Source organism: Spirillospora sp. NPDC052242 (genome assembly GCF_040679555.1).
In the GTDB taxonomy this organism is placed as follows: Bacteria; Actinomycetota; Actinomycetes; order Streptosporangiales; family Streptosporangiaceae; genus Spirillospora.
This window is the reverse complement of sequence record NZ_JBFAUZ010000001.1, coordinates 110,444-136,444: the sequence shown is the minus strand read 5'-3', so window position 1 is coordinate 136,444 and position 26,001 is coordinate 110,444. Positions and strand designations below refer to the sequence as shown.

30 protein-coding genes are annotated in these 26,001 nt (G+C 73.2%); 13 read left to right on the top strand and 17 right to left on the bottom strand.

The genetic code is table 11. The features are described from left to right. Position 1 precedes the first annotated feature (1 nt). The 3 genes from AB0L25_RS00755 to AB0L25_RS00745 all read right to left on the bottom strand — a co-directional run bounded on the left by AB0L25_RS00755 (position 2) and on the right by AB0L25_RS00745 (position 2,937). Positions 2 to 790, bottom strand: coding sequence for a site-2 protease family protein (locus AB0L25_RS00755; protein ID WP_500167198.1), 789 nt, complete (start codon positions 788 to 790; stop codon positions 2 to 4). A gap of 1 nt (position 791) precedes the next feature. Then, entirely contained in the window at positions 792 to 1,382 is a 591-nt protein-coding gene (locus AB0L25_RS00750; RefSeq protein WP_500167196.1) for a TetR/AcrR family transcriptional regulator, read from the bottom strand. Between the two features lie 328 nt (positions 1,383 to 1,710). Next, complete coding sequence (locus AB0L25_RS00745; RefSeq protein ID WP_500167194.1) at positions 1,711 to 2,937, bottom strand: MFS transporter; 1,227 nt, start codon at positions 2,935 to 2,937, stop codon at positions 1,711 to 1,713. Positions 2,938 to 3,011: 74 nt separating this feature from the next. Here AB0L25_RS00745 and AB0L25_RS00740 point away from each other — a divergent pair, with 74 nt between their 5' ends. Next, positions 3,012 to 3,494: an RrF2 family transcriptional regulator gene (locus AB0L25_RS00740; RefSeq protein WP_500167192.1), complete on the top strand. Its 483-nt coding sequence runs from the start codon at positions 3,012 to 3,014 to the stop codon at positions 3,492 to 3,494. Positions 3,495 to 3,684: 190 nt separating this feature from the next. Then, positions 3,685 to 4,641 (top strand): class A beta-lactamase, encoded by a 957-nt coding sequence (gene bla, locus AB0L25_RS00735; protein WP_500167190.1) that lies wholly within the window; start codon positions 3,685 to 3,687, stop codon positions 4,639 to 4,641. A gap of 6 nt (positions 4,642 to 4,647) precedes the next feature. Here the strand turns inward: bla and AB0L25_RS00730 are convergent, their stop codons facing one another. Together AB0L25_RS00730 and AB0L25_RS00725 are read right to left on the bottom strand one after the other, a co-directional pair. Next, a complete protein-coding gene (locus AB0L25_RS00730; RefSeq protein ID WP_500167188.1) occupies positions 4,648 to 4,857 on the bottom strand; it encodes a hypothetical protein in 210 nt (69 codons plus the stop codon). Further along, complete coding sequence (locus AB0L25_RS00725) at positions 4,854 to 5,246, bottom strand: ATP-binding protein (protein WP_500167607.1); 393 nt, start codon at positions 5,244 to 5,246, stop codon at positions 4,854 to 4,856. Before AB0L25_RS00725 ends, AB0L25_RS00730 begins: the two co-directional genes overlap by 4 nt. A gap of 111 nt (positions 5,247 to 5,357) precedes the next feature. Here AB0L25_RS00725 and AB0L25_RS00720 point away from each other — a divergent pair, with 111 nt between their 5' ends. From AB0L25_RS00720 to AB0L25_RS00710, 3 genes are read left to right on the top strand one after another with little or no spacing between them, the layout of a single operon-like run. Then, the gene (locus AB0L25_RS00720) at positions 5,358 to 6,170 is read left to right on the top strand and encodes a helix-turn-helix domain-containing protein (RefSeq protein WP_500167186.1); all 813 of its coding nucleotides are present in this window, start codon (positions 5,358 to 5,360) and stop codon (positions 6,168 to 6,170) included. Next, positions 6,167 to 6,343 carry a DUF397 domain-containing protein gene (locus tag AB0L25_RS00715; protein ID WP_500167184.1) on the top strand — a complete coding sequence of 59 codons (177 nt, stop codon included), beginning with the start codon at positions 6,167 to 6,169 and terminating at the stop codon, positions 6,341 to 6,343. The genes AB0L25_RS00720 and AB0L25_RS00715 overlap by 4 nt, the downstream gene beginning before the upstream one ends. Next, the gene (locus AB0L25_RS00710) at positions 6,334 to 6,510 is read left to right on the top strand and encodes a DUF397 domain-containing protein (protein ID WP_500167182.1); all 177 of its coding nucleotides are present in this window, start codon (positions 6,334 to 6,336) and stop codon (positions 6,508 to 6,510) included. Before AB0L25_RS00715 ends, AB0L25_RS00710 begins: the two co-directional genes overlap by 10 nt. Here the strand turns inward: AB0L25_RS00710 and AB0L25_RS00705 are convergent, their stop codons facing one another. From AB0L25_RS00705 to AB0L25_RS00695, 3 genes are all read right to left on the bottom strand, one after another. Further along, on the bottom strand, positions 6,511 to 6,642 hold the full coding sequence (locus AB0L25_RS00705) for a hypothetical protein (RefSeq protein ID WP_500167180.1): 132 nt from the start codon (positions 6,640 to 6,642) through the stop codon (positions 6,511 to 6,513). 16 nt (positions 6,643 to 6,658) lie between these two features. Then, positions 6,659 to 7,018, bottom strand: a complete 360-nt coding sequence (locus tag AB0L25_RS00700; protein ID WP_500167178.1) for a maleylpyruvate isomerase N-terminal domain-containing protein — start codon at positions 7,016 to 7,018, stop codon at positions 6,659 to 6,661. 82 nt (positions 7,019 to 7,100) lie between these two features. Next, entirely contained in the window at positions 7,101 to 7,550 is a 450-nt protein-coding gene (locus AB0L25_RS00695) for a carboxymuconolactone decarboxylase family protein (protein WP_500167176.1), read from the bottom strand. A gap of 166 nt (positions 7,551 to 7,716) precedes the next feature. Between AB0L25_RS00695 and AB0L25_RS00690 the strand changes: the two genes are divergently transcribed. Next, positions 7,717 to 8,604, top strand: coding sequence for a LysR family transcriptional regulator (locus tag AB0L25_RS00690; protein ID WP_500167174.1), 888 nt, complete (start codon positions 7,717 to 7,719; stop codon positions 8,602 to 8,604). A gap of 4 nt (positions 8,605 to 8,608) precedes the next feature. On the opposite strand, the gene AB0L25_RS00685 is transcribed toward AB0L25_RS00690, so the two are convergent. The 6 genes from AB0L25_RS00685 to AB0L25_RS00660 form a co-directional block, all read right to left on the bottom strand. Beyond that, complete coding sequence (locus AB0L25_RS00685; protein ID WP_500167172.1) at positions 8,609 to 9,292, bottom strand: hypothetical protein; 684 nt, start codon at positions 9,290 to 9,292, stop codon at positions 8,609 to 8,611. A gap of 72 nt (positions 9,293 to 9,364) precedes the next feature. After that, positions 9,365 to 9,811, bottom strand: coding sequence for a hypothetical protein (locus AB0L25_RS00680; RefSeq protein WP_500167170.1), 447 nt, complete (start codon positions 9,809 to 9,811; stop codon positions 9,365 to 9,367). Between the two features lie 112 nt (positions 9,812 to 9,923). Then, complete coding sequence (locus tag AB0L25_RS00675; RefSeq protein ID WP_500167169.1) at positions 9,924 to 11,201, bottom strand: hypothetical protein; 1,278 nt, start codon at positions 11,199 to 11,201, stop codon at positions 9,924 to 9,926. A gap of 519 nt (positions 11,202 to 11,720) precedes the next feature. Next, entirely contained in the window at positions 11,721 to 11,900 is a 180-nt protein-coding gene (locus tag AB0L25_RS00670) for a WD40 repeat domain-containing protein (RefSeq protein ID WP_500167605.1), read from the bottom strand. Between the two features lie 42 nt (positions 11,901 to 11,942). After that, positions 11,943 to 12,623 carry an endonuclease NucS gene (gene nucS, locus AB0L25_RS00665; protein WP_500167167.1) on the bottom strand — a complete coding sequence of 227 codons (681 nt, stop codon included), beginning with the start codon at positions 12,621 to 12,623 and terminating at the stop codon, positions 11,943 to 11,945. A gap of 41 nt (positions 12,624 to 12,664) precedes the next feature. Beyond that, positions 12,665 to 13,273 (bottom strand): TetR/AcrR family transcriptional regulator, encoded by a 609-nt coding sequence (locus AB0L25_RS00660; protein ID WP_500167165.1) that lies wholly within the window; start codon positions 13,271 to 13,273, stop codon positions 12,665 to 12,667. A 123-nt stretch (positions 13,274 to 13,396) separates the two neighbouring features. Between AB0L25_RS00660 and AB0L25_RS00655 the strand changes: the two genes are divergently transcribed. Next, a complete protein-coding gene (locus AB0L25_RS00655; protein ID WP_500167163.1) occupies positions 13,397 to 15,520 on the top strand; it encodes an MMPL family transporter in 2,124 nt (707 codons plus the stop codon). Between the two features lie 9 nt (positions 15,521 to 15,529). Here AB0L25_RS00655 and AB0L25_RS00650 read toward each other — a convergent pair whose 3' ends face one another. Beyond that, on the bottom strand, positions 15,530 to 18,853 hold the full coding sequence (locus AB0L25_RS00650; RefSeq protein ID WP_500167161.1) for a DUF4132 domain-containing protein: 3,324 nt from the start codon (positions 18,851 to 18,853) through the stop codon (positions 15,530 to 15,532). Positions 18,854 to 19,021: 168 nt separating this feature from the next. Between AB0L25_RS00650 and AB0L25_RS00645 the strand changes: the two genes are divergently transcribed. Next, complete coding sequence (locus AB0L25_RS00645) at positions 19,022 to 19,219, top strand: hypothetical protein (protein ID WP_500167159.1); 198 nt, start codon at positions 19,022 to 19,024, stop codon at positions 19,217 to 19,219. A gap of 104 nt (positions 19,220 to 19,323) precedes the next feature. Then, the gene (locus AB0L25_RS00640; protein WP_500167157.1) at positions 19,324 to 19,713 is read left to right on the top strand and encodes an SCO5389 family protein; all 390 of its coding nucleotides are present in this window, start codon (positions 19,324 to 19,326) and stop codon (positions 19,711 to 19,713) included. 52 nt (positions 19,714 to 19,765) lie between these two features. On the opposite strand, the gene AB0L25_RS00635 is transcribed toward AB0L25_RS00640, so the two are convergent. Next, positions 19,766 to 20,740: an LLM class flavin-dependent oxidoreductase gene (locus AB0L25_RS00635; RefSeq protein WP_500167155.1), complete on the bottom strand. Its 975-nt coding sequence runs from the start codon at positions 20,738 to 20,740 to the stop codon at positions 19,766 to 19,768. Between the two features lie 55 nt (positions 20,741 to 20,795). Between AB0L25_RS00635 and AB0L25_RS00630 the strand changes: the two genes are divergently transcribed. The 4 genes from AB0L25_RS00630 to AB0L25_RS00615 all read left to right on the top strand — a co-directional run bounded on the left by AB0L25_RS00630 (position 20,796) and on the right by AB0L25_RS00615 (position 24,357). After that, complete coding sequence (locus AB0L25_RS00630) at positions 20,796 to 22,367, top strand: 3-hydroxyacyl-CoA dehydrogenase family protein (protein WP_500167153.1); 1,572 nt, start codon at positions 20,796 to 20,798, stop codon at positions 22,365 to 22,367. Between the two features lie 23 nt (positions 22,368 to 22,390). Then, positions 22,391 to 22,708, top strand: coding sequence for an Rv1322 family protein (locus tag AB0L25_RS00625; protein ID WP_500167151.1), 318 nt, complete (start codon positions 22,391 to 22,393; stop codon positions 22,706 to 22,708). 13 nt (positions 22,709 to 22,721) lie between these two features. Further along, positions 22,722 to 23,444, top strand: coding sequence for an alpha/beta hydrolase (locus tag AB0L25_RS00620; RefSeq protein ID WP_500167149.1), 723 nt, complete (start codon positions 22,722 to 22,724; stop codon positions 23,442 to 23,444). A 91-nt stretch (positions 23,445 to 23,535) separates the two neighbouring features. Next, positions 23,536 to 24,357 carry an alpha/beta fold hydrolase gene (locus AB0L25_RS00615; protein ID WP_500167147.1) on the top strand — a complete coding sequence of 274 codons (822 nt, stop codon included), beginning with the start codon at positions 23,536 to 23,538 and terminating at the stop codon, positions 24,355 to 24,357. On the opposite strand, the gene AB0L25_RS00610 is transcribed toward AB0L25_RS00615, so the two are convergent. Beyond that, a complete protein-coding gene (locus tag AB0L25_RS00610; RefSeq protein ID WP_500167146.1) occupies positions 24,317 to 25,924 on the bottom strand; it encodes an AI-2E family transporter in 1,608 nt (535 codons plus the stop codon). The two genes, AB0L25_RS00615 and AB0L25_RS00610, sit on opposite strands and share 41 nt — an antisense overlap. Between the last annotated feature and the right edge of the window lie 77 nt (positions 25,925 to 26,001).

The window sequence follows — 26,001 nt, the reverse complement described above, 5'->3', positions numbered from 1 at the left end:
GTCAATCCTGCCAGAACTGGAACAGGGCGTGGCCGATCGCGATCTGCAGCTCCTCCAGGCCGATCGCGTCGGTGATGTAGTAGACGACGTTGAAGAAGCCCTCGTTGATGGGGCCGAGCCACAGCAGCGCGACCAGCACCAGGAACGCGTACCCCGCGTACTGGTTCGCCTGCCGCACCCAGCTCCGCGGCAGGTACGGCTCGATGATCCCGAAGCCGTCCAGGCCGGGGATCGGCAGCAGGTTCAGGATCGCGGCCGTCACCTGCAGGAACGCCAGGAACGCCACGCCGACCCAGAAGACGCTGTGGGAGTCGTCCGCGAGGGTGTTGAGCAGGACGGCCAGGACGATCGCGAACAGGATGTTCGACAGCGGGCCCGCCGCCGAGATGAGGCTGTGCCGGATCTTCCCGCGGATCGAGTGCCGGTCGATCCACACCGCGCCGCCCGGCAGGCCGATGCCGCCGAGCAGGATGAACAGCACCGGGATCGCGAAGCTCAGCACCATGTCGGCGTACTTGAACGGGTTGAGCGTCAGGTAGCCCTTGGTCGCGACGCTGTGGTCCCCGGAGCGGAACGCCGTGTAGGCGTGCCCGAACTCGTGCAGGCACAGCGACAGGATCCACCCGGCCAGCACGAACACGAACAGCGCGATCCGGGCCGGCTGGTCGGTGATCTGCCCGTACCGCCACGTCACCAGCCCCGCCAGGGCGGTCGCCGCCACGATCAGCAGGAACACCGGGCTCGGCCGGACGGCCGAACCTCCCCGCGTGCCCTGCGCGATGTCCGTCATGTCATGCCCCTTCCGCCGCGATGGCGGGCACGACGTAGGTGCGCAGGAAGCGGCGCAGCCCGTCGGCGTCCCGGTCGCGGTCCATCACGATCAGCGAGGTGATGATCCGGAAGAGGAACTCCACCGTGCCCTCCACCTCGATGTCCGGCCTGAGCGTCCGCTGCCGCTGCGCGCGCTCGAAGTGGGGCCGGACGTACTCGCAGCACAGGTCGAGGACGTGCTCGGCCGCCCCCGCCACGGCCGCCTGCATGTGCCCCGCCGCCTCCGGCACGAGGAAGTGCGCGATCGTCGGCGCGCCGCGGACGTACTCGACCGCGTCCAGCGTGCCCTCGACGATCGCCTCCGGCACCGACCGCTCCCTGCGGAGCCGGTCGGTGAGGTGGTCGAGGAAGCGCAGCAGGTCGCGCACCACGACGGCGAGGATCAGTTCGTCGCGTCCCCCGGTGACGGCCCGGTAGACCGTCGCCCGGGACAGCTTCGCCGCGGCGGCGATGTCCTCGACCGTGGTCTTGGCCACCCCGAACCGGCCGAAGCACTCTTCGGCGGCGTCGATGATGCGCTCACGGGTGGCGTCGGAGGCGACCGGGGGCATGCCCTGAACATTACCGGGCCGTGCCCGGTGACCGACCCCGCCCGGCGCCCCCGGCGCGCGGCCGGAACGGGGGGCCGCGTCGCCGTCCCCGTGCATGGACGGCGCCGGGGGCATGATCGGCGTCCGCGGCCCCGCACCCGGCCGTCGCCAGGCCGCGTTCTCCGAGGCGGTCCGGAGCACCGGCGGCAGCCGGACGAGGGACGATCCGGCACGTCGCCTCGTGTTCGACTAGACGAGCCCGGTGCCGAGTCGTCTCGCCTGTCCGCGGCGCCGCGGGTGGGCGGCCTGCACGTACCCCGGACTCGATGAGGCGGAACGCGAGGTCCGCTCAGGATTGTCGCGTCCTGCCGGAACGATCGTGCAGCCGGGCGATGGGGAGCAGCATCGCCATGGTCAACCCGCTCAGCAGGCCGAAGGCCAGGTGGAAGTCGCCCAGGCCGTCGCGCAGAAAGCCGATCAGCAGCGGTGCCAGCGCGGCGCAGGCGTAGCCGACGAAGAACGCCATCGCGCTGATCCTCCCGGCCTCGGCGGCGTCCCGGCCGATCGCCACCGGCAGCGTGAGCACCAGAGGGAAGAGGCCGCCGTGCCCGATGCCCAGCGCCAGGATCCAGACCCAGGACGCGGTGTCCGGGGCGGCCGCCAGTCCGGCGAAGCCGACAGCGGTCAGTGCCGTGGTCAACGCCAGTCCGACGCGCCGGTCGGTGCGTTCGCCCAGCAGCATGGGGACGGCCAGCATCGCGACGACCTGGACGGCGATCATCACGGTGAGCAGTGCCCCCGCCCCGGGGGCGCTGTGGCCCGCGTCATCGTGGAGCAGTGGTGCCACCCAGGCCAACTCGCAGTAGTAGAGCCCGGAGTTCCCGGCGGACAGCGCCGTGATGCGCCAGGCCGCGGCGCTGCGCCAGGGCAGGCCGCGAGTGGCCGGTCCGGCGGGGCTCGCGAAGGCGTCCAGGCCGAGCGGGCCCTTGGCGGCCCGCCACACCACCATCCCCGCGAGTGCGAGCACGCTCCAGGACCCCAGCGCGCCGGGCCAGGAGTCCAGTGCGTCCGCCAGCGGTGCGCTGACCCCGGCGGCGACCGCGCCGCCCAGCCCCAGGCCGGCGGTGTAGATGCCGGTGACCAGGCTCGCGCGGTCGGCGAACCGCGTCTTGACCACCACGGGCAGCAGCGTCTGGGCGATCGCGATCCCGGCACCGACGACGGCGGCACAGCTCAGTTGCAGTGCCGTCGAGCCGCCGATCCCGCGGGCCGCCGTCGCGGCCGCGATGATGGCGAGTCCCAGCAGCACCGCGTGCTGTAGTCCGATCCGGCGGGCGACGACCGCCGCCAGCGGGGCGCACAGTCCCATGGCCAGGGTCGGGATGGTCGTCAGCAGTGAGATGTCCGCGGCCGACAGTTTCATGTCGGCGCGGATGCGGTCCACCAGCGGTGACACTGCGGCGATCGCCGGTCGCAGGTTGGCCGCCGCGACGAACAGGGCCACGGCCGCCGCGCCCAGAGCCGCGCGCGCCCGGCGCGCCTCCGGTTCCCGGGTCAGCGTCATGAGCTTCTCCATGATCTTGGACGTTTGATGTCCGAGTTGTATCACAACTCGGATATTCGGTGTCCGAGTTCCGATAGGGTGGGGTCATGAAGCTGTCCAATGGGGTGGAATGGGCGCTGCACGGCTGCGTCACGCTCAGCCAGGCCGCGGAGCCGGTACCGGCGACGCGGATCGCGGAGCTCCACGCCATCCCCCCGGCCTACCTGGCCAAGCATCTGCAAGCGCTGTCCCGGGCGGGCATCGTGCGCTCCACCGCGGGGCAGGCCGGTGGTTACACCCTCACCCGCCCCGCGTCCGCGATCACCGTGCTGGAGGTCGTCCGGGCCATCGACGGAACCGAGCCCGCCTATCGGTGTACCGAAATCCGGCAGAACGGACCGCTCGCCGTCCCCGCCGACCGATGCGCACGCCCCTGCGCCATCGCGCGTGCCATGGCGGCCGCCCAGGACGCCTGGTCCACCGCACTAACGAGCGTCACCATCGCCGACCTGGCCGCCGACATCGACGCCGACAGCGGCGGCACCGCGCTGCCCCAGGTACGTCGCTGGCTGGCGGCCGCGCGCGGCTGACCCTCCCGTCAGAGGGGAGCCCGGAGTCGTGAGCCGCGCCGACGACCGCGCCCGCCTCGTCGCGTCTCCCGCGAGATCGCCCGAGCCCGCCTGACGGCCGGGTGACGAGCAGCCATATCCATCCGAATATCGAATGCTGATCCATATCGGTATTGGACACACTCGAACTGCCGGTGATCTTCTAGCGCGCATGACACGACCTCTTCGCCGCCTGGGCGTCGCGGCGCTCACCACCTGCGCGCTGCTCGCCGGCGCCGCCTGCGGAGCCGCCCCCGCCGACACCCGCGTCGCGATACCCGCCGCCGACACCGGCACCGTCGCCTCGAACGCCGCCCTGGAAAAGACGCTGGCCGAACTGGAAACGTCCTACAACGCCCGCATCGGCGCGGTGGGCATCGACCTGGCCACCGGCAAGACCGTCGGCTACCGCTCCGGCGAACGCTTCCCGTTCAACTCGATGTTCAAGGTGTTCGCATGCTCCGCCGTCCTGCACAAGGCGCGGACCGACAGCCCCGGGCTCATGGACAAGGTGATCCGCTGGACGTCCGACGACATGTCCGGGCTGACCGGGAACTCGCCGGAGACCACCGAGTACACCGACACCGGCATGACGCCCGCCCAGTTGTGCCGCGCGGGGATCACCAAGTCCGACGGCTTCGCGGGCAACATGCTGCTGGAGCAGATCGGCGGACCGTCCGGCCTCACGGCGTACTTCCGCTCCACCGGCGACCGGGTGAGCCGCCTCGACCGTCCCGAGCCGTACCTGACCGAGTGGGAGCCCGGCCAGGTCCGCGACACCACCACCCCCGCCGCGTCGGCCCGCACCTTCGCCGAACTCACCACCGGCAAGGCCCTCCACCCCCGTGACCGCGAACGGCTGGTCGGCTGGCTGAAGGCCAGCCTCACCGGCGCCAAGCGGATCAAGGCCGGGCTGCCCACGGACTGGACGGTCGGCGACAAGACCGGCACCGGCGGCGCGTCGAACCACGGCACCGCCAATGACATCGCGATCGTCTGGTCGCCCGGGACGAAGGCCCCGATGATCCTCTCCGTCCTCACCAACCGCACCACCGACGACACCCCGCACGACGACAAGGTGATCGCAGACACCGCCACCGCCCTGGCCCAAGCCCTCGGCCGCCTCTGACCCGCGCTACGTCCGGCCATGTTCCGGACGGAAGAACCGCGTCACCCGGTCCGCCGCGCCGGGGTCCGCCGCGGCGAGCATGTCCAGGAGGCCGTCGCTGGAGGACGCCGAGATGTGGACGCGGCCCGTCGCGCGCCACACGTCGTCCCGGTCCCGCGTGATCGCCCACTCGGGGAAGAGCCGCTGCAGGAACAGCAGCAGCACGCTCTCGTTCACGCGGGCACCGGTTCGAGTTCGGCCCACACGACCTTCCCGCCCTCGCTCAGCGGACGGGTGCCCCAGCGGCGCACGAGCGCCTCGATGAGCAGGAGCCCGCGCCCCGACTCGGCGGCGAAGTCCACCGGACGGACGATCGGCGGCGCGTCCGACACGTCCCACGCCTCCACCACCGCCGCGCCGTCGTCCCGCCGGTAGGCCCGGACGACCACGGGGTCGCCCGCCCGCGACCCGTGCCGGATCGCGTTGGTCGCCAGCTCGCTGATCACGGTCCGGGCGACGTCGTCGTCCAGCCGCCACGCCCCGAACGTCACCGCGACGAAGTCGCGCACCTGCTTGATCGCCCCCGGATCCGCCTTGATCACGAGCGTATGTGGCTCACTGGACATGGTCACCTCACCGATTGTCGATTCCCGGTGACAGAGTGCGCTCGGCGGCTTACCGTTGTCGCGTGCCCCCGCAAGATCTGGAAATGCGCCGATCTTGAAAGGCTGGACCAGGTGACGAACGAACCCCCCGACCCGCTGGCGAGCATGTGGGCATGGATCGCGTACCAACTGCGGTTTCAGCGTGTCGAGCGTGGCTGGACGGGTGACGATGTGGCCAAGCTCCTCAACTGCTCGCGTGCCACGATTTCCAGACTCGAGGGCGGGGAAGCCCGCTTGACGGAGAAGCAGGCGGCAAAGCTAGACAAAGAGTGGAGACTGGGGAGGTTTTTCGCGGCTGCGCTGTGGTACGCCCGCCTCGCCCCAGAGCCGCAGTGGTTGGCGACCTACACCAACTTCGAGGGTCGCGCCGCAATGGTTCAGATGTTCAACGGACAGGTAGTTCCGGCCCTTCTCCAAACGCCCGACTATGCCCGGTGTCTCCTGGAGAGCGGACATAACAGCGAAGAGGTGGTGAAAAAGGCACTCGCTGGCCGCCTTGGACGTCAGAAGGTTCTTTCCCGGTCCGAACCGCCGGAACTCTGGGTCCTGATCACCGAAAACGTTCTGACGTGGCCTGTCGGTGGAAAGGAGGTCATGCTGGCTCAACTCGCGCACCTTCAGGAGTCGGCAGGTCGACCCAACATCACTTTGCGTATCGTCCCTTGTCGATCGGGTGCTTCCGAAGCGCTGGACGGCGCGTTCAAGATCATGACTGTGCGTGAGGGAGAAATCGGTTATATTGAGGCCGCCACCGGCGGACGTCTTATCCGGGACGTCGATGGCGCGCGTGCGCTGAGGATGCGCTTTGAGCGCATTGGAGCGAAAGCGCTCCCTGTGGACTCCACGGAAGAGATGATTCAGCGAGCTATGGAGGCGCTAGGGTGACATATCCTGATTGGCGAAAGGCAAGCCGCTCCGTCGACGGAACGTCCGCCCAGTGTGTGGAGATTGCCGCGCTTCCGGATGGCATCGGGGTTCGTGACAGCAAGGACCCTGAGGCTGGCCATCTCATTCTCACTCCCGCTGCCTTCCGCAAGTTGGTTGAGCGGTGCAAGTGACCCGGTGGCGGAAGTCGCGGAGAAGTGGATCGCAGGGGGATGCGTGCGTGGAGGTCGCTGCTTTGCCTGGTGGGGTCGGGGTGCGGGACAGCAAGAAGCCTGAGGGTGGGCATCTCGTCCTCGGGGCCGCGGCGTTCCGGGTGTTGCTGGACGAGCTCAAGCGGTAGTCAGAGCGCGTAGTTCCGCAGGTGGCGGAGCGCGAGGGCGGCGTGCGGGCCCTGCGTGGTCAGCGTCGATCGTTCGGCGGGGAGGCGGCGGGCGCCGACGCGGCAGAACTCGGACGCGGGGCCGCGGATCACCGACTCGGCCTGCGGATCACCGAACTCCCAGGTGTCGCCGTCGGGGGCGGTCAGTTCGCATCGGACGGGTCCCGCCTGTTCGCCTGCCGCGGCGAGCGCGTACGGGAGGGTGCGGTGGGCGAGCCAGGCGATGGCCGTCCGCGACGAGCCGGTCCATCATGTCGTCCAGGGCGACGCCGGGTTCGCGTTGGAACGCCGAGTCGTGTCCGGCGGCGGAGGCGAGGACGAGCTCGTTGGTCTGGGCCAGGTGGAGCACCACGTCGCCGATCGACCATCCCGCGCACGCGGACGGACGTTCCCAGGCGGGGGCGTCCAGGCCCGTGAGGACCTCGTCGAGCCGATCGAACTCCGCCGCGAGATCGTCGTAGACGTCCATGGTCGCCACGCTACCGAGCCGCGTTCGGTTCGGCCAGGGGGAGCGGCACCGGTCCGGGTGCCCGGGCCGGTGCCGTCCCGGGTCAGGTCCAGGAGGTGCCGGCGGGTTCCTTGATGGACGCGTTGAGGCGGTTGAACATGTTCGTCACGCCGATCAGCAGGATCAGCGCGGCGATCTGCTTCTCGTCGAAATGGTCGGCGACCTGCTCCCACAGTTCGTCGTCCACGGCGTCGCCGGAGCGGTCGGCCAGCCGGGTGACCGCCTCGGTCAGCTCCAGGGCCGCACGCTCGGAGTCGGTGAAGAACGGCGCCTCGCGCCATGCGGAGACCGCGGCGATCCGCTCGGTGGTCTCCCCGGCCTTGACCAGGTTGGCGTTGTGGGCGTGGACGCACGCCGAGCAGCCGTTGATCTGGCTGGCGCGCAGGCCGACAAGCTCCTGCAGTTCGTGGGAGATGCCGCCCTGGTTCACGGCCTTGAAGATGGCGCCGATGCCCTTCATGCCGTCGGGCAGCACGAAGGCGGGATTGGTCATGCGCGCTTGCATGGTCGGTTCCTCTCGGAGGGGGACGCGGCCCCGAAGGGGCACGGTGAAGGGCCGCCGGCGGCATCACCAACCTTCGTCGGAGTGCAGGTCGCGATCAACGTAAACTTCGCGCACATGCCGATAACGCACGGGTTATGACCCGAGAGGGACGCCGGTGGAGCTGCGTGACATCGAAATTTTCCTGACGCTGGCCGAGGAGCTGCACTTCGGCCGCACCGCCGAGCGCCTCCACGTGTCCCAGGCGCGGGTCAGCCAGGCGATCCGGCAGCAGGAGCGCCACCTGGGCGGGGCGCTGTTCGACCGCTCCAACCGCCGCCAGATCCGCCTGACCGCGCTGGGCCGCCGGCTCCACGACGACCTCCGTCCCGTCTACGCGGGCCTGCACGAGAGCCTGGAACGCGCACGGCTGGCCGCCCTCGGCGTCACCGACGTCCTGCGCGTCGGCATGCTGCCGTTCAACACCGCCGACCTGCATCCCTTCTGGGACGCCTTCCGCTCCCGGCACCCGCAGTGGCGGCTGCAGATCCGCCGCGCCCCGTTCACCGACCCGTTCGCGCGGCTCCGCGCCGGTGAACTGGACGCCCTGATCGTGTGGCTGCCGGTGGAGGAACCCGACCTGGCCGTGGGCCCGGTCCTGTTCACCGATGCGCGGCTGCTCGCCGTGTCCGCGGACGACGAGCTGGCCGCGCGGTCGTCGGTGCCGCTGGAGGCGCTCGCGGGGCGCCGGCATGCCACGGCCCCCGCCATGCCGGTCTACTGGGAGGACCGCTACCTGCCGTTCGAGACCCCGCGGGGCCGCCCCATCGAGCGCAGCCAGATCGTCACCAACGGCGACGACCTCATCCACCTGGTCAGCACGGGCGAGATCGTCCACGGCTTTCCCGCCCACGTCACGAAGTACTGGGCCATGCCGCACATCCGGTGGCTGCCCTTGCCGGACACGCCGCCCCTGTCGTACGCCCTGGTCTGGCGCCGCGATGCCGAGAACGACGCCGTCCGCGCCCTCGCCCGGACCATCCGCGACCTCGGTCCCCGCCCCTGACCGGTCAGGCGACGGCGTAGGGGGCGGCGGGCTGGGGGCCCGTGCCCTCGCGGGCGGCGACCCAGGAGTCGTGCATCCACATCTCGGTGCCGCGGCGGCCCGCCGACGAGTCCCAGCGGACGTCGCGCTCGTAGGTGACGACGCGTCCGGTGCCGTCCACGATCACCCACGCGTACAGGCCCGACTCGTGGCGCGCCTTGACCTTCATGCCCGGGACGACGTGCTCGCGCCCGTCGGGCGTGCGGACGCGCTCGTCGTGGCGGTCGACCCACTGGACGTCCAGGCCGCGCGCGTACTCGGGCGCGTGCCGGCGGAGCCAGCCGAGGGCGGCCTCGCGGGCGCGCTCCTCCGGGAGGAGGTCGCCGGACGCGCCGGCGATCATGCGCGTGTAGCCGAGCAGGGTCCCGTCGCGGGCCACGACCGTCGAGACGTGTTCGGCGCCGAGGGTGCGGCGGCCGTCCCGCTCGTACCGCGTCACCGTGACCGGGGTGTCGTCGTGGTTCTCGGTGCGGGTGTCCGCGACGCGCCACCCGGCGGGCACGGGGAGTTCCGTCGGCGCCGTCGCGGGACGGGACGGGGCGGCGAGGTCGCGGACCTCGCCGTCGTCCTCGGACACCGCCATGGCCGTCGCGCCCAGCGCCGCGGCGCCGGCCACCGCCGACGCCGCGAGGATCCGCGTTCTGAACATGCGCCCTCCAACTAGTTGGTTGGGCACGACGGTAACACCGCGCGGGCGCGGTGCCAACCGTTCGGTTGGGGATCAGTCGATGTCGGGACCCACGACGCAGTCGTCGTTGCTCATGTCGCCCTCGGACACGTTCGGCTCCCACCGGAGGGTGTTCGGCTGGACGTCGAGGGTCGCGTACGTCTCGCCGTCCTCCAGGCAGTGGTCGTGGTCGCGGCCGACCTGCACGCCGCCGAGGTCGGTGACGACGAAACCGCGGGCGCGGTCGAGTTGCACTTCGACGGTGAAGCCGAGTCCGCGGGAGTAGCGGAATTCCGCGTCCCGTGGAATCACCCACATCTGCGAGCTCTTCTGCTCGACCAATGCCTGGTCGCCCACGTCGCCGTCCTGGTCCCATCCGTCGATGTAGACGGTCATGCCGGGCTGGATCTGCCAGAGCGCGTTCTCGGGCTCGTTCTGGCAGGCCACGGTCAGGGCCAGAACGGGCAGGAGCGCCGCGGCCGTTCGGATTCTGGGGCGCATGGGGGATTCCCTCTCCGCTGGTCGGACGGTCGCAGTTTCGCAGCACGGACGACGTTCCGCGTTAACGCATCCGGTCTGTTCGCCGAACAATTCCGTTCGGCTCGATCCGGTTTCAGCCTTTCGTGGAAGCCGTCGGAAGGTAGGGCGCGTATTCGTGCAGTTTCTGTTCGAGCACGGCCTGCTTCACGGTCCGGGTCGCGGTGCCGAGCCCGGCGCCGAGGACGATCAGGACGGACGTCCCGAGGTGCGGCGCGCCGACGCCGGCCAGGGCGAGCGCCGCGTGCGGCAGCACCGCGAGGGCCCCGAGGACGAGCGGGGTCGTGAACCCGACGCGCGACCGCACGTACGCGAGGTAGTCGGCGGTCGGGCGTCCGGGGCGGATCCCGGGGACGAACGCGCCCTCGCGCGCGAGCCGGTTCGCGGTGCCGTCGACGTCCAGGGTCCCGAGCGGGGAGGCGGCCTTCGCGAGGACGGCGAGCGCGAACAGGGCGAGCATGAACCAGGTGCCGCCGTGCAGGGGCGCCGTCCACAGGCCGTCGGGAACCCCGCCGCCGGGCCGGAGGCGGGCGGCGAGCGCGGGCACGTGCAGGAGGGCGAGCGCGATCAGCACGGCGCGGAGTCCGGTGCGGTGCAGGTGGACGGGGATGTACGCCTTCTCGCTCCGGGGCGCGCGGACGCCGACCGTCCGGCGGGCGTACTGGACGGGCACCCGCCGTTCGGCCTGCGTGAAGACGATCAGCGCGGCGACGGCGAGCAGGGCCGTGAGCAGGACGACGGCGAGCGCGGCGGCGAACGCCCCGGTGCCCTCGGTGGCCCGCACGTCCGCCAGGAGGCGGGGGAAGACGGCGCAGACCTGCGTGAAGAACAGCAGCGCGAGGCCGTGGCCGAAGCCGCGCGCCGCGACCAGCCGGAGCAGCCACGCCGTGAGCACCGTCCCGGCCGTCATGGACGCCGCGACCGCGACGGGGCCCGCGCCGGTCAGGACGTCGCGTTCGCGGGCCGCGATCGCGACGGCGGCGCCCATCGCGGCGCCCATGCCGACGGCGAGGACGTCGGCGTACCGCCCGATCCGGGCGGCGCCGCGCGGCTCGGCGGCGAGCGCCCGCAGGCGGGGGATCGCGGGGGTGAGCAAGCCCATCGCGACGGCTGCGGCGACGTGCGGGAACACCCCGAGGCCGAGAACCGAGAGGTGCAGCAGCCCGCCGCCCGTGAGCAGGTCGAGCAGGGCGTACGCCGGGTCGTCGCGGACGGCCGCGGCGGCGGCGTCGCGGAGCGCCGCGACGTCCGCGCCGAAGCTCGGCACGTTCTGCCCGATCCGGTAGAGCAGCACGGCCACGACCGTGAACAGCAGCTTCGTCCGGAGCCGGGGGGTGCGCAGGAGGGCCCTCACCCAGCCATATGTACACTAATGTTCATTAGATGTCAGTGCCCCGCTCGTGAACGCGGGGTGAAGTCGCGGTCGGCTTCATCGCCGCCGGTGGCGAATATCGGTCCGACCGGTAATGGCTCAATGCGCGCGCTGAACCGTTATGGGGTTGCCGCGAAACCGCTCGCGGTATGGCCGAAAGCGGTCGTTGATCTTGGCGATAATCGAGTTACCCGGGGGCGGGCAACGGCCGTCTCCGGTACGTCGCCACCGGATACGACGCCGCCACGGGCACGACCACTCTCAGACGGGACCTGTACTCCCCGTGGGGCATCACGGTCTTCGGTGACAACTGCAAGTTCGCTTTCGGTGACGTCACCGCGACCTATAACAACAACACCCGGATCCTGAAGTACCGCACCGGGGTCGCCCGCCCGTATTCGGCCGCCAACGAGGACGGTTCGACCGGCTGCCCCGGCGTGGACGCCGACGGGGAGACCATCACCTTCACCGGCGAGTTCAAGGTCGGCTCGGCTCTCAAAATCACCCGCACCGTCTCCTGACGCCCGCCCGCCCCACCGGACGCGCGCCGCCGGCCGCCCCCGGCGGCGGGCCCGGCTCCCAGTCGAGTTCCCACACCCGGACGGTCCCGTCGCGGTCGCCCGCGAGCACCAACCGGCCGTCGGGGGGCGCCGCGACGCAGGACGCATCGTGCCCGTCCAGCTCAGGTGTCTATCTGGTGACGGGGCCGGGCGGGACGGGACGTCAGAAGAGGGTGCCCTCGTGCTCGATGCCGCGGAGCGCGTCGTAGTCGAGCGTCACGCAGTGGATGCCGCGGTCGGTGGCGAGGACCCGCGCCTGCGGCTTGATCTCCTGCGCGGCGAACACCCCGCGGACGGGCGCGAGGTGCGGGTCGCGGTTGAGGAGTTCGAGGTAGCGGGTGAGCTGCTCGACGCCGTCGATCTCGCCGCGGCGCTTGATCTCGACCGCGACCGTGGCGCTGTCGGCGTCCCGGCAGAGGATGTCGACGGGGCCGATCGCGGTCGGGTACTCGCGCCTGATGAGCGTGTAGCCGTCGCCGAGGGTGGTGATGTGCTCGGCGAGGAGCTCCTGCAGGTGGGCCTCGACGCCGTCCTTCCGCAGGCCCGGGTCGAGCCCGAGCTCGTGGCTGCTGTCGTGCAGGATCTCCTCGATCGTGAGGATCAGCCGCTCGCCCGACTTGCCGTGCGTCACCGTCCAGCGCGCGACGGCGCCGTTCTCGGTGTACGGCTCCTCGCGCAGGGAGCAGGGCGGATTCATCCAGTTCAGCGGCTTGTAGGCGCGATCGTCGGCATGGATGCTCACGCTGCCGTCCGCCTTGATCAGGACCAGGCGGGGGGCCATCGGGAGATGGGCGGTGAGCTTGCCGGCGTAATCGACGCTGCAGCGGGCGATGACGAGACGCACCCGCCCGAGCTTAGTGCGGACGGCGGGTGCGGGCGCCCGGTTCAGCCGTGGACGGCCAGGTGGATCACCGCGGCGATCAGCCGGTCGAGGTCGCCCTCGTGCGTGCCGTCGTCGCTGATCAGGTGCCGGTCGACCAGGCCGTCGAAGCCGGCGAGGAAGAACCGGGCGATGGCCTCGGCGCCGGTGGCGAGGGTGACGCCGGTCTCCTCGGCGAGGCCGGTGACGAGCTCGGCGGCCGTCCGCTCCATGGCGAGCTGGTGCTCGCGCAGCGCCTCGCGGATGTCGGGGTCGCGGGAGCCGATGACGGTCAGCTCGTCGAACACGCGGAAGCGTCCGGGGCGCTCGGCGTAGGCGTCCCACAGCGCGCGCGCCATGATCCGGACGGACGTCGCGAAGCCCTCCGCGCCCGGTGCGGCCTCGGCGGGCGCGGCGGCGCACACGCGGTCGATCATCTCGCCGGCGAGCCGCTCGACGATCGCGCCGTACAGGTCGCGTTTCGTGCCGAACGTGTAGTGGACGGTCGCCTGCGCGACGCCCAGCTCGGCGGCGATGGCCCGGGTGCTGCCGGCCTCGACGCCCTTGCGCGCCATCAGGTCGATGGCCGCCTCGACGAGCTGGGGACGCCGCTCGGCGGCGGGGACGTGCGCCATGGCACCCAAGGTTACCGAGGTCCGGGAACGTGGCGACGCTCACCTTGTCACCCGACTTGTTCGACTGACTAAGTCGTGCGTACAGTCAACGGCGGGACACCGACGTTCAAGGGGGACGACCGCATGACGAACCTGCTGCACCGGCTCGGACGCCACGCCTACCGGCGCCGCGCCGCCGTGCTCGCGTGCTGGCTCGCGCTGCTCGCCGCGCTCGGCGGCGCGGCCGCCGCCTACTCGGGGAAGGTGAGCGAGGAGTACCGCGTCCCCGGCACCGAGGCCCAGGAGACCCTCGACCGCATCGCCGGGACCCTGCCCGAGTACGCGAACGCCTCCGGACGGGTCGTCCTCGCGGCGCCGCACGGCGAACGGCTCGACCCGCGCGACGTCCGTCCGGTCGTCCAGGCGGTCGGGCGGGTGCCGGACGTCGCGCAGGCCGTCGACCCGTTCGCCGCCCGGGCCGTCTCGCCGGACGGACGCATCGCGATCGTGCAGGTCGTGTTCGACGAGCGCGTCGACGACCTGGGGGAGGCGCCGCGCGAGGCGGTGCAGGACGCGGCGCGGGCATCGGCGGGCGACCTGCGCGCGGAGTTCGGCGGGGACGCCTTCATGCCGGCGGTCGAGGTCGGCGGGGCCGGCGAGATCATCGGCGTCGGCGTCGCGGTCGTCGTGCTGCTGATCACGTTCGGCTCGCTGGTCGCCGCCGGGCTGCCGCTGCTCAGCGCGCTCGCGGGCGTCGGCGTCGGGATGGCCGGGCTGTACGCGCTCACCGGACCGCTGGAGATCATCTCGACCGCGCCGGTGCTCGCGCTGATGATCGGGATGGCGGTCGGGATCGACTACGCGCTGTTCGTGCTGTCGCGGCACCGGCAGAACCTCGCCGCCGGGCTGGACCCCGAGGACGCCGCCGCGCTCGCCGTCGGCACGGCGGGCGGCGCCGTCGTGTTCGCGGGCGCCACGGTCGTGGTCAACCTCGCCGGGCTCGCCGTCGCGGGCGTCCCGTTCCTCACCGTCATGGGCCTGTCGGCGGCCGGCGCGGTGATCGTCGCGGTGCTCGCCGCGCTCACCCTGCTGCCCGCGCTGCTCGGCTTCGCGGGCCGCGCCGTCACCCGGTTCCGCGTCCCCGGGCTGCGCGGGGGCGCCCGGGACGGCGCCGGGTGCGGCGCGCGCTGGGCGCGGCTCGTCGTGCGCCGCCCGGTGCCCGTCCTGCTCGCCGGTCTCGCGCTGGTCGGCGTCATGGCCGTCCCCGCCCACGACCTGCGGCTCGGCCTGCCCGGCGCCGGGTCCTTCCCCGAGAGCACCACCGCCCGCCAGGCCGGCGACCTGACGGCCGAGGGGTTCGGCCCCGGCTTCAACGGCCCGCTGATCGCCGTCGTGGACGGCGGCCCCGCCGCGGCGGAGCGGGCGGTCGCGCACATCTCGGCGCTGCCGGGCGTCGCGGCCGTCCTCCCGCCCGGCACGTCACCGGACGGCCGCATCGCCGCGGTCACCGTCATCCCCGAGCACGGCCCGGACACCGCGGCCACCGAGAACCTCGTCGAGGCGATGCGCGCCGAACCGGGCGTCGCCGTCACCGGCACGACCGCCGCGAACATCGACGTCTCGCGGAAGCTGGGCGACGCGCTACCGCCGTTCCTCGCCGTCATCACCGTGATCTCGCTGGCGCTGCTGACCCTCGCGTTCCGCTCGGTGCTCGTCCCGCTCAAGGCCGTCGTCGGCTTCCTGCTCAGCGTCGCCGCGTCCCTCGGCGCCGTCGTCGCCGTCTACCAGTGGGGCTGGCTCACCGACCTCGTCCCGGTGAACCGGGTCGGGCCGGTCGCGAGCTTCCTGCCGATCCTGCTGATCGGCGTGCTGTTCGGCCTCGCGATGGACTACCAGGTTTTTTTGGTGTCGCGGATGCGCGAGGAGCACGCGAAGGGCGCGGCCCCGCGCACGGCCGTCGTGTCGGGCTTCGCGGACGGCGCCCGCGTCGTGACGGCCGCCGCGCTCATCATGATCGCGGTGTTCGGCGGGTTCGTCGCCTCGCACGACCCGATCGTCCAGTCGATGGGGTTCGCGCTCGCGGTCGGCGTCGCCGTCGACGCGTTCGTCGTCCGGATGGGCCTCGTGCCCGCCGTCATGGCGCTGCTCGGCCGCGCCGCCTGGTGGTTCCCGCGCCCGCTCGACCGGATCGTCCCGCACATGGACCTGGAGGGCGAGGCGCCGTCCGCCCCGCCCGCCGACCGCGCCCCCGAACCCGCCCGCACCTGAGGCGGACCGTCACAGCGCCTCGTCGGCGAGGTCGGTCAGGTCGTGGAGCAGCTCCGAGGCGGTGAGCGGGTCGAGGTCGCCGAACCGGAGCCCGTCCTTGGGGCGCGGCCGGTCGCGGGGCGAGTCGGCGAGCCGCACGTAGGAGAGTTCCTGATCGCCGGAGTGCCGGTACGGCTCGACCACGGAAATGCCCGGAAAGACGCCGATCACCACGTACCGGTCCTCGCCGACGCGCTTGGAGATCGACGTCTGGGCCGCGCCGTCGCCCGCCTCGCCCCGCACCCACCCGCGCCGCTCCAGCCGCATGACCGCCTGCACCGGCACGGTGACGCCGTCGAGCCGGTGCAGCTCGCCGCCGCCGCGCTCGTCCTCGGTGAGGGCGAGGACGGGCCGGGCGAGCTGCGCGAACGGCTGCAGGATCTCGTAGTCGGCGAACACCCGGGACCACGCGGGCAGGGCCGCGCCCAGGTGCAGCGGATGCACGACGCCCACCCGGGACGACTCGGACGGCTCGAACGGCTCGTCGTCGACGTCGGCGAACGTCCCGTCCTCGGCGATGCGGAACGCCGTCGCGCCGCCGCCGTCCTCGGCGACCCACAGCAGGCGGCGCGCCACGTGCCGGAGGAAGGGGTGCCAGGCGACGTGCTCGCGGAAGTCGCGGGCCGTCCAGCGGCGTCCGTCCAGCATGGCCGCCTCGAGCCGGTGGATCTGGACGGACGCCGCCGCGCGGACGTCCTTCTTGAGCGCGGCGAACGTCGCACGTGCGGCGTTCGCCGCCTCCGCGTCGTCGCCCGCGCCGGGCTTGGGCAGCGACGCGCGCCGCTTGCCCCGCTCGTCCCGGACGTACGGTTTCAGCTCCTCGTCGAAGCCGACGACGAACCGCCGCGGGCCGTAGTCGAGCGTCATCGAGCCGTCGGCGTCCAGCCCGAAGGACGGGACGAGCCGGTCGGCGAGCTGCTCGGACGTCAGGCCGCGGCGCCGCGCCAGCTCGTCGATCTCCCGCCGCGCCGCCTCCCGGAGGCTCGCGTGTTTCGCCTTCTCCGCGAGGCCCGCCAGGGTCGCCAGCGCCGGGTCGGTGCCGATGCCGCCGAGGACGCCGAGCGCCTTCGCCGCCCGCGCCCGGCCGCCCTCGCTGGGCCACGTCCGCAGCAGCGGCACCAGCAGCCGGACGGTCGCGTCGTCGCCCGTCCGGCCGAGCTGGAGCATCGCCCAGTCGTCCCGCGAGGGCTCGCCCGCGTCCCGCCACAGCTCGAACAGCGCCCGGCCGAACGCGGCGAGCGACGCGGGGTCGCACGCGGCGCGCAGCTCCGCCACCCGGTACGGGACGGGCAGCGCCAGCAGGTCCAGCAGCCGGGGGAGCGAAGCGCGCGGGACGGCGCGGGCGCCGTCGCGCAGCCGCACCTGCGGCAGCGCCGCCGCGTCCGGTGTCCAGGTCCGCTTCGGGGGCTTGACCAGGCCGGTCTCGGCGGGATGCGCGGACAGCAGGGCCTCGATCGCGGCCGCCGCCGCGTCGCCGTGCGCGTCCCGCGCGGCCGCGACGACCGGGCCGGGCCCCCGCTCGCCGGCGAGGCGCCGCAGCGCGGTCTCGGCGGGCCGCCACGCCGCGGCCTTCGTCGCGAGGGCGGACGGGACGAGCAGCGGCACGGCGGCCGTGCCGTGCCGGTCCAGCCAGGCCCGCGCCACGTCCGCGCCGCGGCGGTTCTTCGACAGCCAGTCGGCGACCAGCAGCGCCGCGCGTTCGTCCAGCACCGGGAGCAGCGCGTCCCCGTAGTCGTCCGGCCGGTCCTTCGCGAGCGCCAGCACCGGCGGCAGCGCGTCGGCGCCGAACCGGGCGAGGAGGAAGCGCACCGGCAGTTGCCTGCGGGCGGCCGGGGCGTCCCAGTCCGCGATGCGCGACCGTACGACGTCCTCCGGTCCGTACACCGCGACCTGGCCGAGGCCCATCGGGTACCGCATCCCGTTGCGGTGCGCGGTGAGCTCCTCCCAGTCCGGCTGGTCGGGCCGCAGCACCTTGGGCTGCTCGGCCAGCCACTCCGCGCGCTCGCCGTCCCGCCAGACGACCCGGGGCGGCGGGGCCTCGAGGCCGGTCCGCACCGGGCGGGACGGACGCTCCCACGGTGCGTCCGCGAGGAACCGGGGCACCTCGCCCGGGGCCGCGTCCGGCAGTGGCGGGGCCGGGTCGAGGACCGCGGCCAGGGTGCCGCGCACGGCCTCCGGGAGCCCGGGGAGGGCCGCGGTGATCGCGTCCCGGTGGGACCGCGCGTGCTCGCGCAGCAGCAGCGCGGCGGCGTCGGCGTACGGGCCCGCCAGCAGCCGCGCCGCCCGCACCGGGAAGCGGGCCATCGCCGCCGCGAGCGGCCCCTTCGCCTCCGGACGGGCGCGCCGGTCCAGCAGGATCCGGAGCGCGTCGTCGGTGGGGACCAGCGAGATCGCGGCGAGGAGCAGGTCGCGCTCCTCGTGGTACGGCCGGTCGTTGAGCCGCCGGGCGAGGGGCCGCAGGGCGTCCGCCCCGAGGCCGTCGAACAGGGTGGCCAGGGTCCCCTCGTGGAACGCCGCGTAGGCGGCCGGGGCCGCGGCCGCCTGGCCCGCCCGGCCCAGCGAGCAGTACACCAGCTCGTCGAGGCCCGGGTGGCGCCCCTGCGCCAGGCACCGGTCCACGTCGTCCTGCCGTGTCGGCAGCAGGTAGACGACGAGCCAGTCCAGGTACCACTGCGTTCCGGACGTCCAGCGGACGGCCGGCAGCCGCCGGTCCGCCTCCGCGTACACGTCGTCGCCGGCCGCCGCGAGGAGGGTCCGCACCCGCCGCAGGAGGTGCGCCATGCCGGGCCCCGTCTGGCCCCATATGACGTGGTCGTAGGCGGGATGGCCGGGGCCGGGCCTGCCGAAGCCGTCATGGTCGACCGTCCGGCACAGTTCGAGCAGCGCGAGCGCCGCGAAGACGAGCCCGTGCTCGGCGATCCAGTGGTCGACGAACGACCGGTACGCCCGCATCTGGTCGAGGTCGACGCGGTGCCGGGCGACGTGGGACCGGTCGGCGCCCTCGCGGTCGTCGTCGCGCGCCACGACGACCGCGACCGCCGCCGCGCCCGCCGGGTCGGGCTCCCCGTCCAGGTGGCGGCGCGCGGCCTCGGCCAGGCCGGGCCCCGCCTTCCCGCCGCGCAGCTCCCGGACGCGCTCGGCCGCGCCCTCCAGCAGCCGGAGCGCGCCGGCCGGCCCTTCGAGGTCGACCGCGGGCCCGGGGACGCCGCCCCGTCTCGGGCGGACGTGCGGGAGCCACTCCGCCGGGATGATCAGTGCGTCTTCGTCCGTCGGCAAGGGCAGGGCTTCGACCATGACGATCAACGTAGTGCGCGATACCGACGAGATTCCGGCGTTCCGGACAGCGCTAAGGCGTCCGCCGGGACGGAAGTAAGGCGTCGTGCCGATGTGGGGGCGGGCGCCTTAGGACGAACCTTTTCCATGTCGGGCCGGACACGCGGCCCGGCGGACGGAGGGAACGTCGTGTACCACAACGACATCATGTACGCGCTCATGCGGGAGCGGGCGCGGGACATGCGGGCCGAGGGGGAGAGCGCGCGGGCCGGACGGGCGGTGCGCCGGGCCCGCGAGTACTGGGCGGACCGGATGCCGGTCCCCGGCCGGATCCGCCGCCCGCGCTCCGCCGCGACGCGCCGGGGCGGCGCGGCGCCCGCGCGCTGATCGCCCGGGACGCGCAAGTCAGTGCCGCTGTCAAGCCTGGAAAATGCCGGAACGCGTGATTAGCGTCGAGGACCGGTGTCATCCGTCCGCGAAAGGACCCCACAATGTCCCTTGACGTGACCCCGGAACTCCTCGAGACGGCACAGCGCGGCGAAGTCGACGACGCCGCGTTCGTCGAGTGCATCAGGACGTCCCTCCCGTACGCGTGGGAGATGATCAGCGGCCTGGTGGCGCGGCTGCAGGTCGACGGCGGCGACTTCGCCGACAACCTGACGCCGCCGCCGGACGAGCAGGCGCGCGGCCAGCTGCTGCGCGTGCTGGCCAGCGACGCCATGCGCGGCACCCTGGAGCGCTACTTCGGCGTGAAGCTCGCGTTCCAGAACTGCCACCGCGTCGCCGTGTTCCCGGCGGACGGCGACCCGGCCGCGTACGCGACGTTCGTCACCGCGCGCGAGCAGATCCTCAACCAGTCGCCGGAACTGCGCGACTGCTGATCCGTCCGGACGGCCCCGCCCGCGCAGGCGCCGCGGGCGGGGCCGTCCGCGTTCAGCGGAGGCGGGGCAGGACCTCGGCGCCCAGGCGCGCGATGTTGTCGAGGGTCGCGCGGTGCGAGCCGGCGGCCTCCACGAGCAGGACGAAGTGGTCGATGCCGGTGCGTTCCGCGGTGGCCGCGAGCGCCGCCGCGCAGTCGTCCGGGGAACCGACCGGGTGCAGGTCGCACATGCGGCGCGTGTAGCCGACGGGATCGCGGGACGGGCGCGGACGATCGTCCACGGGGACGTACCCGTCCAGACCGGGCCCGAGCCACGGCGGCATCCCGTCGAGGAGCGTCTTCACCGCCTCGTCCCGCGTGTCCGCGACCTGCGCGAGATGCACGGAGATGTGCGGGACGTCCGGGACGCCGTGGCGCTCGACCGCCGCGGCCTTCTCCGCGTCGCCGACGTGCATGCCCAGCAGCATGGGAAGCCCCCGGGACGACGCCAGCCGCTCGGTCTCCGGCGACGTGCAAGCCACGGCCACCGGGGGCGGGGCAAGCGCGCGCGGGACGACCGGCACCTCACGGAACCGGAAGTGCTCGCCCGTCCACGACACCCGGTCCGAACGGAGCCACTCCAGCAGGAGATCGAGAGACTCGGCGAACCCGTGCTCGTAGCGGGGGAGCCCCGTGCCGAACACCTCCAGGTCCCGCCACGGGCCGCCGCGCCCGACGCCGAGCCGGAACCGGCCGCCCGACACCAGCGACAGCAGCGCCGCCTGCTCGGCGAGAGCCACCGGATGCTGCGTGGACAGCACGCTGACGGCCGTCCCCACCTGGACGCGCCGCGTCACGCCCAGCAGATGCCCGGCCATCACCGTCGCGGACGGCACGACCCCGTACGTCATGAAATGGTGCTCGGCCAGCCACACGTCGTCGAAGCCGGCCCGTTCCGCGGCGACCGCCGCGTCGACCGTGCGGGCCAGGGCGGCGGCGTCGTCCTGACCGGGGAAGCGGGCGGCGAGAAGGAAGATTCCGAAGCGCACGTCCCGGTCGTACCCGGGATCGGGGGCGGACGAGCCCTCTGCAAGACTGCGAACCATGACGAGTGGTTCGTTCAGCAGGGTCGGGGTCGTCGGACTGGGCACCATGGGCGCGGGCATCGCCGAGGTGCTGGCGCGCGGCGGCCTCGCCGTCGTCGGCATCGAGATCAACGCGGACGCGCTGGCGCGCGGGCGCGGGCACCTGGAGTCCTCGACCGGACGCGCGGTCAAGCGCGGCCGGCTCACCGAGGACGCGCAGCGCGAGATCCTCGACCGGATCGCGCTGTCCACCGACTTCGCCGACCTCGGCGACTGCGACCTCGTCATCGAGGCCGTCCCCGAGCGGCTCGACCTCAAGCGGACCGTGTTCGCCGAACTCGACCGCGTCTGCCGCGCCGACGCCGTCCTCGCCACCAACACCTCGTCCCTGTCGGTCACCGACATCGCCGTCACCACCGGACGCCCCGACAAGATCGTCGGCGTGCACTTCTTCAACCCCGCGCCGGTGATGAAGCTGGTCGAGGTCATCCGCACCGTCCGCACCGAGCCGCAGGCCGCCGAGCGCGTCGCGGCGCTCGTCCGGGACCTCGGCAAGACGCCCGTCACGATCGGCGACCGCGCCGGGTTCGTCGCGAACCGCCTGCTGTTCGGCTACCTCAACCAGGCGGCCGGCATGCTCGAGTCCGGGCACGCCACCCGCGACGACATCGACACCGCGATGACCGTCGGCGCCGGGCTGCCGATGGGCCCGTTCACCCTCATGGACCTCATCGGCCTCGACACCTGCCTGGAGGTCCTCGAGGCGATCCACGCCGAGACCCGCGACCGCCGCCACGCCCCCTCGCCGCTGCTCCGTGAACTCGTCACCGCCGGGCTGCTCGGCCGCAAGACCGGCCGCGGCTTCTACGACCACGAGAACCCCGCCGCCCCCGCCGAGGACGCGCCCGCGGCCGCCCCGCCCGTCGTCGGCGTCCTCGGCACCGGCCCGCTCGCCGACGCCCTCGCCGCCCGCGCCGACCGCGCCGGGGCGCGGGTCCGCACGTCCGCCGACGGGCTCGCCGACTGCGACCTCGTCATCGAAGCCGCCCAGGACGCCGAGACCGGCCGCGCGCTGCTCGCCGAGGCGTCCGCGAACGTCAAGGACGGCGCCGTCCTCGCCGTCACGTCCGCCGCCGGCCAGGCCGTCGAGCACGCCGTCGCGTCCGGACGTCCCGGCGACGTCGTCGGGCTGCGCCTCCCCGAACCCGACCGCGACCTCGCCGAGATCGCCGCGACCGTCGCGACCGCCCCCGGCGTCGCCGACCGCGCCGCCGCGCTCCTCGCCGCCCTCGGCCTCACCACCGTCCGCTGCCGCGACCGCGCCGGGTTCATCGTCGACGCGCTCCGCTTCCCCTACCTCAACGACGCCGCCGCCATGCTCGGCGCCGGATACGCCGACCCCGACGCCATCGACGCCGCCATGACGCTCGGCTGCGGCTACCCCACCGGCCCCATCGCCGACCTCGACCGGCTCGGCGCGGGCCGCGCCGCCCGCGTCCTGCGCGCCCTGTACGCCGAGACCCGCGAACCCGCCCTCGCCCCCGCCCCGCTGCTGGTCGAGCACGTCACCGCCGGGCGTCCGCTCCGCTGAGACCCGGCCCTACCCTGTAAGGCATGAGCCCCCGCAAGAACCGCCGCTCCGCCCCCGGACCAGCGCCGCGGGGCGGCGGCGGCATGTGGGCTCAGGACACCGAAGACGGGCCGGACGGCACCTGGATCGTCCGCAACGTCGCCGGGACGAACGCGGCGAAACCGTACCGCTGCCCCGGCTGCGACCAGGAGATCCCGCCCGGCGTCGGGCACGTCGTCGCCTGGCCCGCCGACGAGCGCGGCGGCGCCGACGAGCGGCGGCACTGGCACCGGCCCTGCTGGCGGGCCCGCACCCGCCGCGCGCCCCGCGTCCAGCGGAGCCGCAACGCGCCCCGCTACTGACCGAAGGAGACCGATGGCGGAGATCCGGGCCGCGACCGTCCTGCCGGCGCGCCGCGAGGACATCACCCTGCACACGTCCGACGGGCTCGAACTCGTCGGCGAACTCGCGCTGCCCCCCGAGAACCCCCCGGCGGCCACGCTCGTCTGCCTGCACCCGCTGCCCACCGCCGAAGGCATGATGGACAGCCACGTCCTGCGCAAGGCGTCCTACCGGCTGCCCGCGCTCGCCGACCTCGCCGTCCTGCGGTTCAACACCCGCGGCACCACCTCGGCGCGCGGCACCAGCCAGGGCGAGTTCGGCGAAGGCGAGACCGAACGGTTCGACGTCGCCGCCGCCCTCGAGTACACCGAGTACCACGACCTCCCGCACCCCTGGCTGCTCGGCTGGTCGTTCGGCACCGAACTCGCGCTCAAATGGGGCCGCGACCCCCTCGTCGAAGGCGCGATCCTCCTGTCGCCCCCGCTGCACCGCGCGACCGACGCCGACCTCGACGCGTGGGGCGCCGACGGACGTCCCGTCCTCGCGCTCGTCCCCGAGTTCGACGACTACCTCCGCCCCGACGAGGCCCGCGAACGGTTCAAGCGCGTCCCGCAGGCCGAGGTCGTCGGCGTCGACAACGCCAAGCACCTGTGGGTCGGCGAACCCTACGTGCGCACCGTGCTGAACGAGATCGTCCGCCGCGTCGCGCCCGCCGCCCACCCGCTGCCCACCGAATGGGACGGACCCGCCGCGTAACCAGGATCGGCCGATGACGGCCACACCTGATCATCTCGGGCGCGATCCGGGTAACCATTACCGGTAACCCGACACGAGGTGAGGAACCCGCATGACCGTGCAGCTCTACGCCAGAGACGTCGGTTCCGGCACGCCGCTCGTCCTGCTGCACGCCTTCCCCCTCTCGTCCGCGATGTGGCTCGAGCAGCGGCAGGGCCTCGCCGGACGGTTCCGCGTCATCACCCCCGACCTGCGCGGCTTCGGCGGGTCCCTGCTCGGCACCGACGAACCGTCCATCGACGCCATGGCCGACGACGTCGCCCGCATGTTCCGCGCCCAGGGCGTCCGCCGCGCCGTCGTCGGCGGCCTGTCCATGGGCGGCTACGTCGCCATGGCGCTCTGCCGCCGCCACCCCGACCTCGTCCTCGGGCTCGTCCTCGCCGCCACCCGGGCCGCCGCCGACACCGAGACCGCCCGCGCGAACCGGCTCCGCCAGGCCGACGCCCTCGACGGCGGAAGCGTCCAGGTGCTCGTCGACGAGGTGCTCCCCGGCCTCGTCGGCCCCACCACCATGCGGCAGCGCGCCCTCGTCTACGGGCGCGTCCGCGGGCTCGTCCAGGCCACCCCGCCGCACGCCGCCGCCTGGGCGCAGCGCGCCATGGCCGCCCGCCCCGACTCCTTCGCGACCCTCCGCGAGCTGCGCGTCCCCACCCTCGTCATGGTCGGCGACGAGGACGCCCTCGCCACCGAGGACGAGGCCCGCGCCATGGCCGACGCCGCCCCCGACTCCGAACTCCTCGTCATCCCCCGCGCCGGGCACCTGTGCGCCGTCGAGCAGCCCGACCTGTTCAACCAGGCCGTCGCCGAATTCACCGCCGCCCTCGCCCGGACGGCTAGAGAGTCTCCTGACGGGGCAGGACGACCTCGCGGATGAGCAGCGACACCGCCGCGGCCGTCGGGATCGCCAGCAGCGCGCCCACCACCCCGAGCAGCGCCGCCCCCACCAGCGCCGCCACGATCGTCACCGCCGGCTGGACGTCCACCGTCCGCTTCATCACCCGCGGATAGATCAGGTAGTTCTCCACCTGCTGGTACGCCACGTAAAAGATCACGCAGGCGATCACGTCCGTCAGCGACCCCGTCAGGAACGCGATCAGGCACACGACCACCGCGCCGATCGTCGCGCCCACCAGCGGGATCAGCGCCGTCACCGACACGATCAGCGACAGCGCCAGCGCGTACTTCACCCCCACGATCGACAGGAAGATGTACGACATCGCGCCCGCGATGAACCCGATCATGAACTGGCCCGCGACGTACCCGCCGATCCGGTCCAGGATCTCGTCGCCGAGCAGCGCCACGCGCGCGCGCCGCGTCCGCGGGGCGAGCTTGTAGAAAAACGTCTTGATCTGCGGCAGCGACCCCAGGAAGTACAGCGTCAGGATCAGGATGGTCACCGTCTGGACCACACCGTTTATGGCGACCCGGCCGATCCCCGTGGCGGCGTCGGTGACCTGCTTCTGGAAGTCCTCGCCGTTCACGAACGTCTCGGCCCGCTCCAGCAGCCCGTACCGCTTGTCCCACTCCACGAGCTGCTTGTTGTTCTGCAGCTGCTCGACGAACTGCGGGATGCTCTCCCGGAGCTCGTTGACCTGCTCGGTGACCGGCTGCACCAGCGACGCGACGAACCCCGCGAAGAACAGCAGGACCCCGAAGAACACCGCCCCGACCGCCAGCCCCCGGGGAAGGCCGATCCGCCGCAGCCGCTCCACCGCCGGGTTCAACCCGATCGCGAGGAACAGCGCCACGACGATCATCACGATCGTCGACCGCGCACTCGTGGCCGCCTGCACCAGCAGCCACGCCGTGATCACCCCGAGGGCCGCGGTGAAGCCGAACACGAACGGGTGATGCCGGCCGAGCGGCTCCCCCGGCCGTCCGAACGGGAACCGCTGGTCGACGCCCGCCTCCCGGCGCCGCTGCTCGACGTCCATCGCGGGGTCGGGCGTCACCTGCAGCGGCGCGCCCTTCTCGGCGACGAGCGCCCCGCCTGCCTTCACCGGCTTCGCCGCCGAGCCCCGCTCCCCGTCGTCGGGCGCCGAGTCGTCCAGGACGTCCGTGTCCTGCGGCCGCGTCTCCGTGGGCCCACTCTGCGCAGCGTGCCCGTCGGTGTCTTCGTTCCCGTCCCCATCCGCGTCGGCCGCAGCGGACGCGTCCGGGTCGACGTCCGCGTCGGCTGCGGTGGGCGCGCTGGACGCGTCGGCCGCGTCCCGCTCGTCCGCCGCGCCGGGGCCGGGGGGCGCCTCGGCGGTGTCCCGCTCGGCGTCGCCCGCGGCCGGCTCGGTGTCGTCGCTTGCCGGGGTGCCGGGACGGTCGGGCTCGGCACCTTCGTCCGTCGCCGCGGGCTCGGGGGTGTCGTCGGGGGGCGGGGTGGGGGCAGGGATCCGGGCGGGGCCGGGCGGCGCGGCGGAACCGTCCTCGCGGGGGGTCTCGTCGGGCACGGCGTCTCCTCTGTCTCCTGCCGTCACCGGCCTCGGGTGTTGCTCGTGTACAGACGACCGAAAGCCTAGAGGCGTTC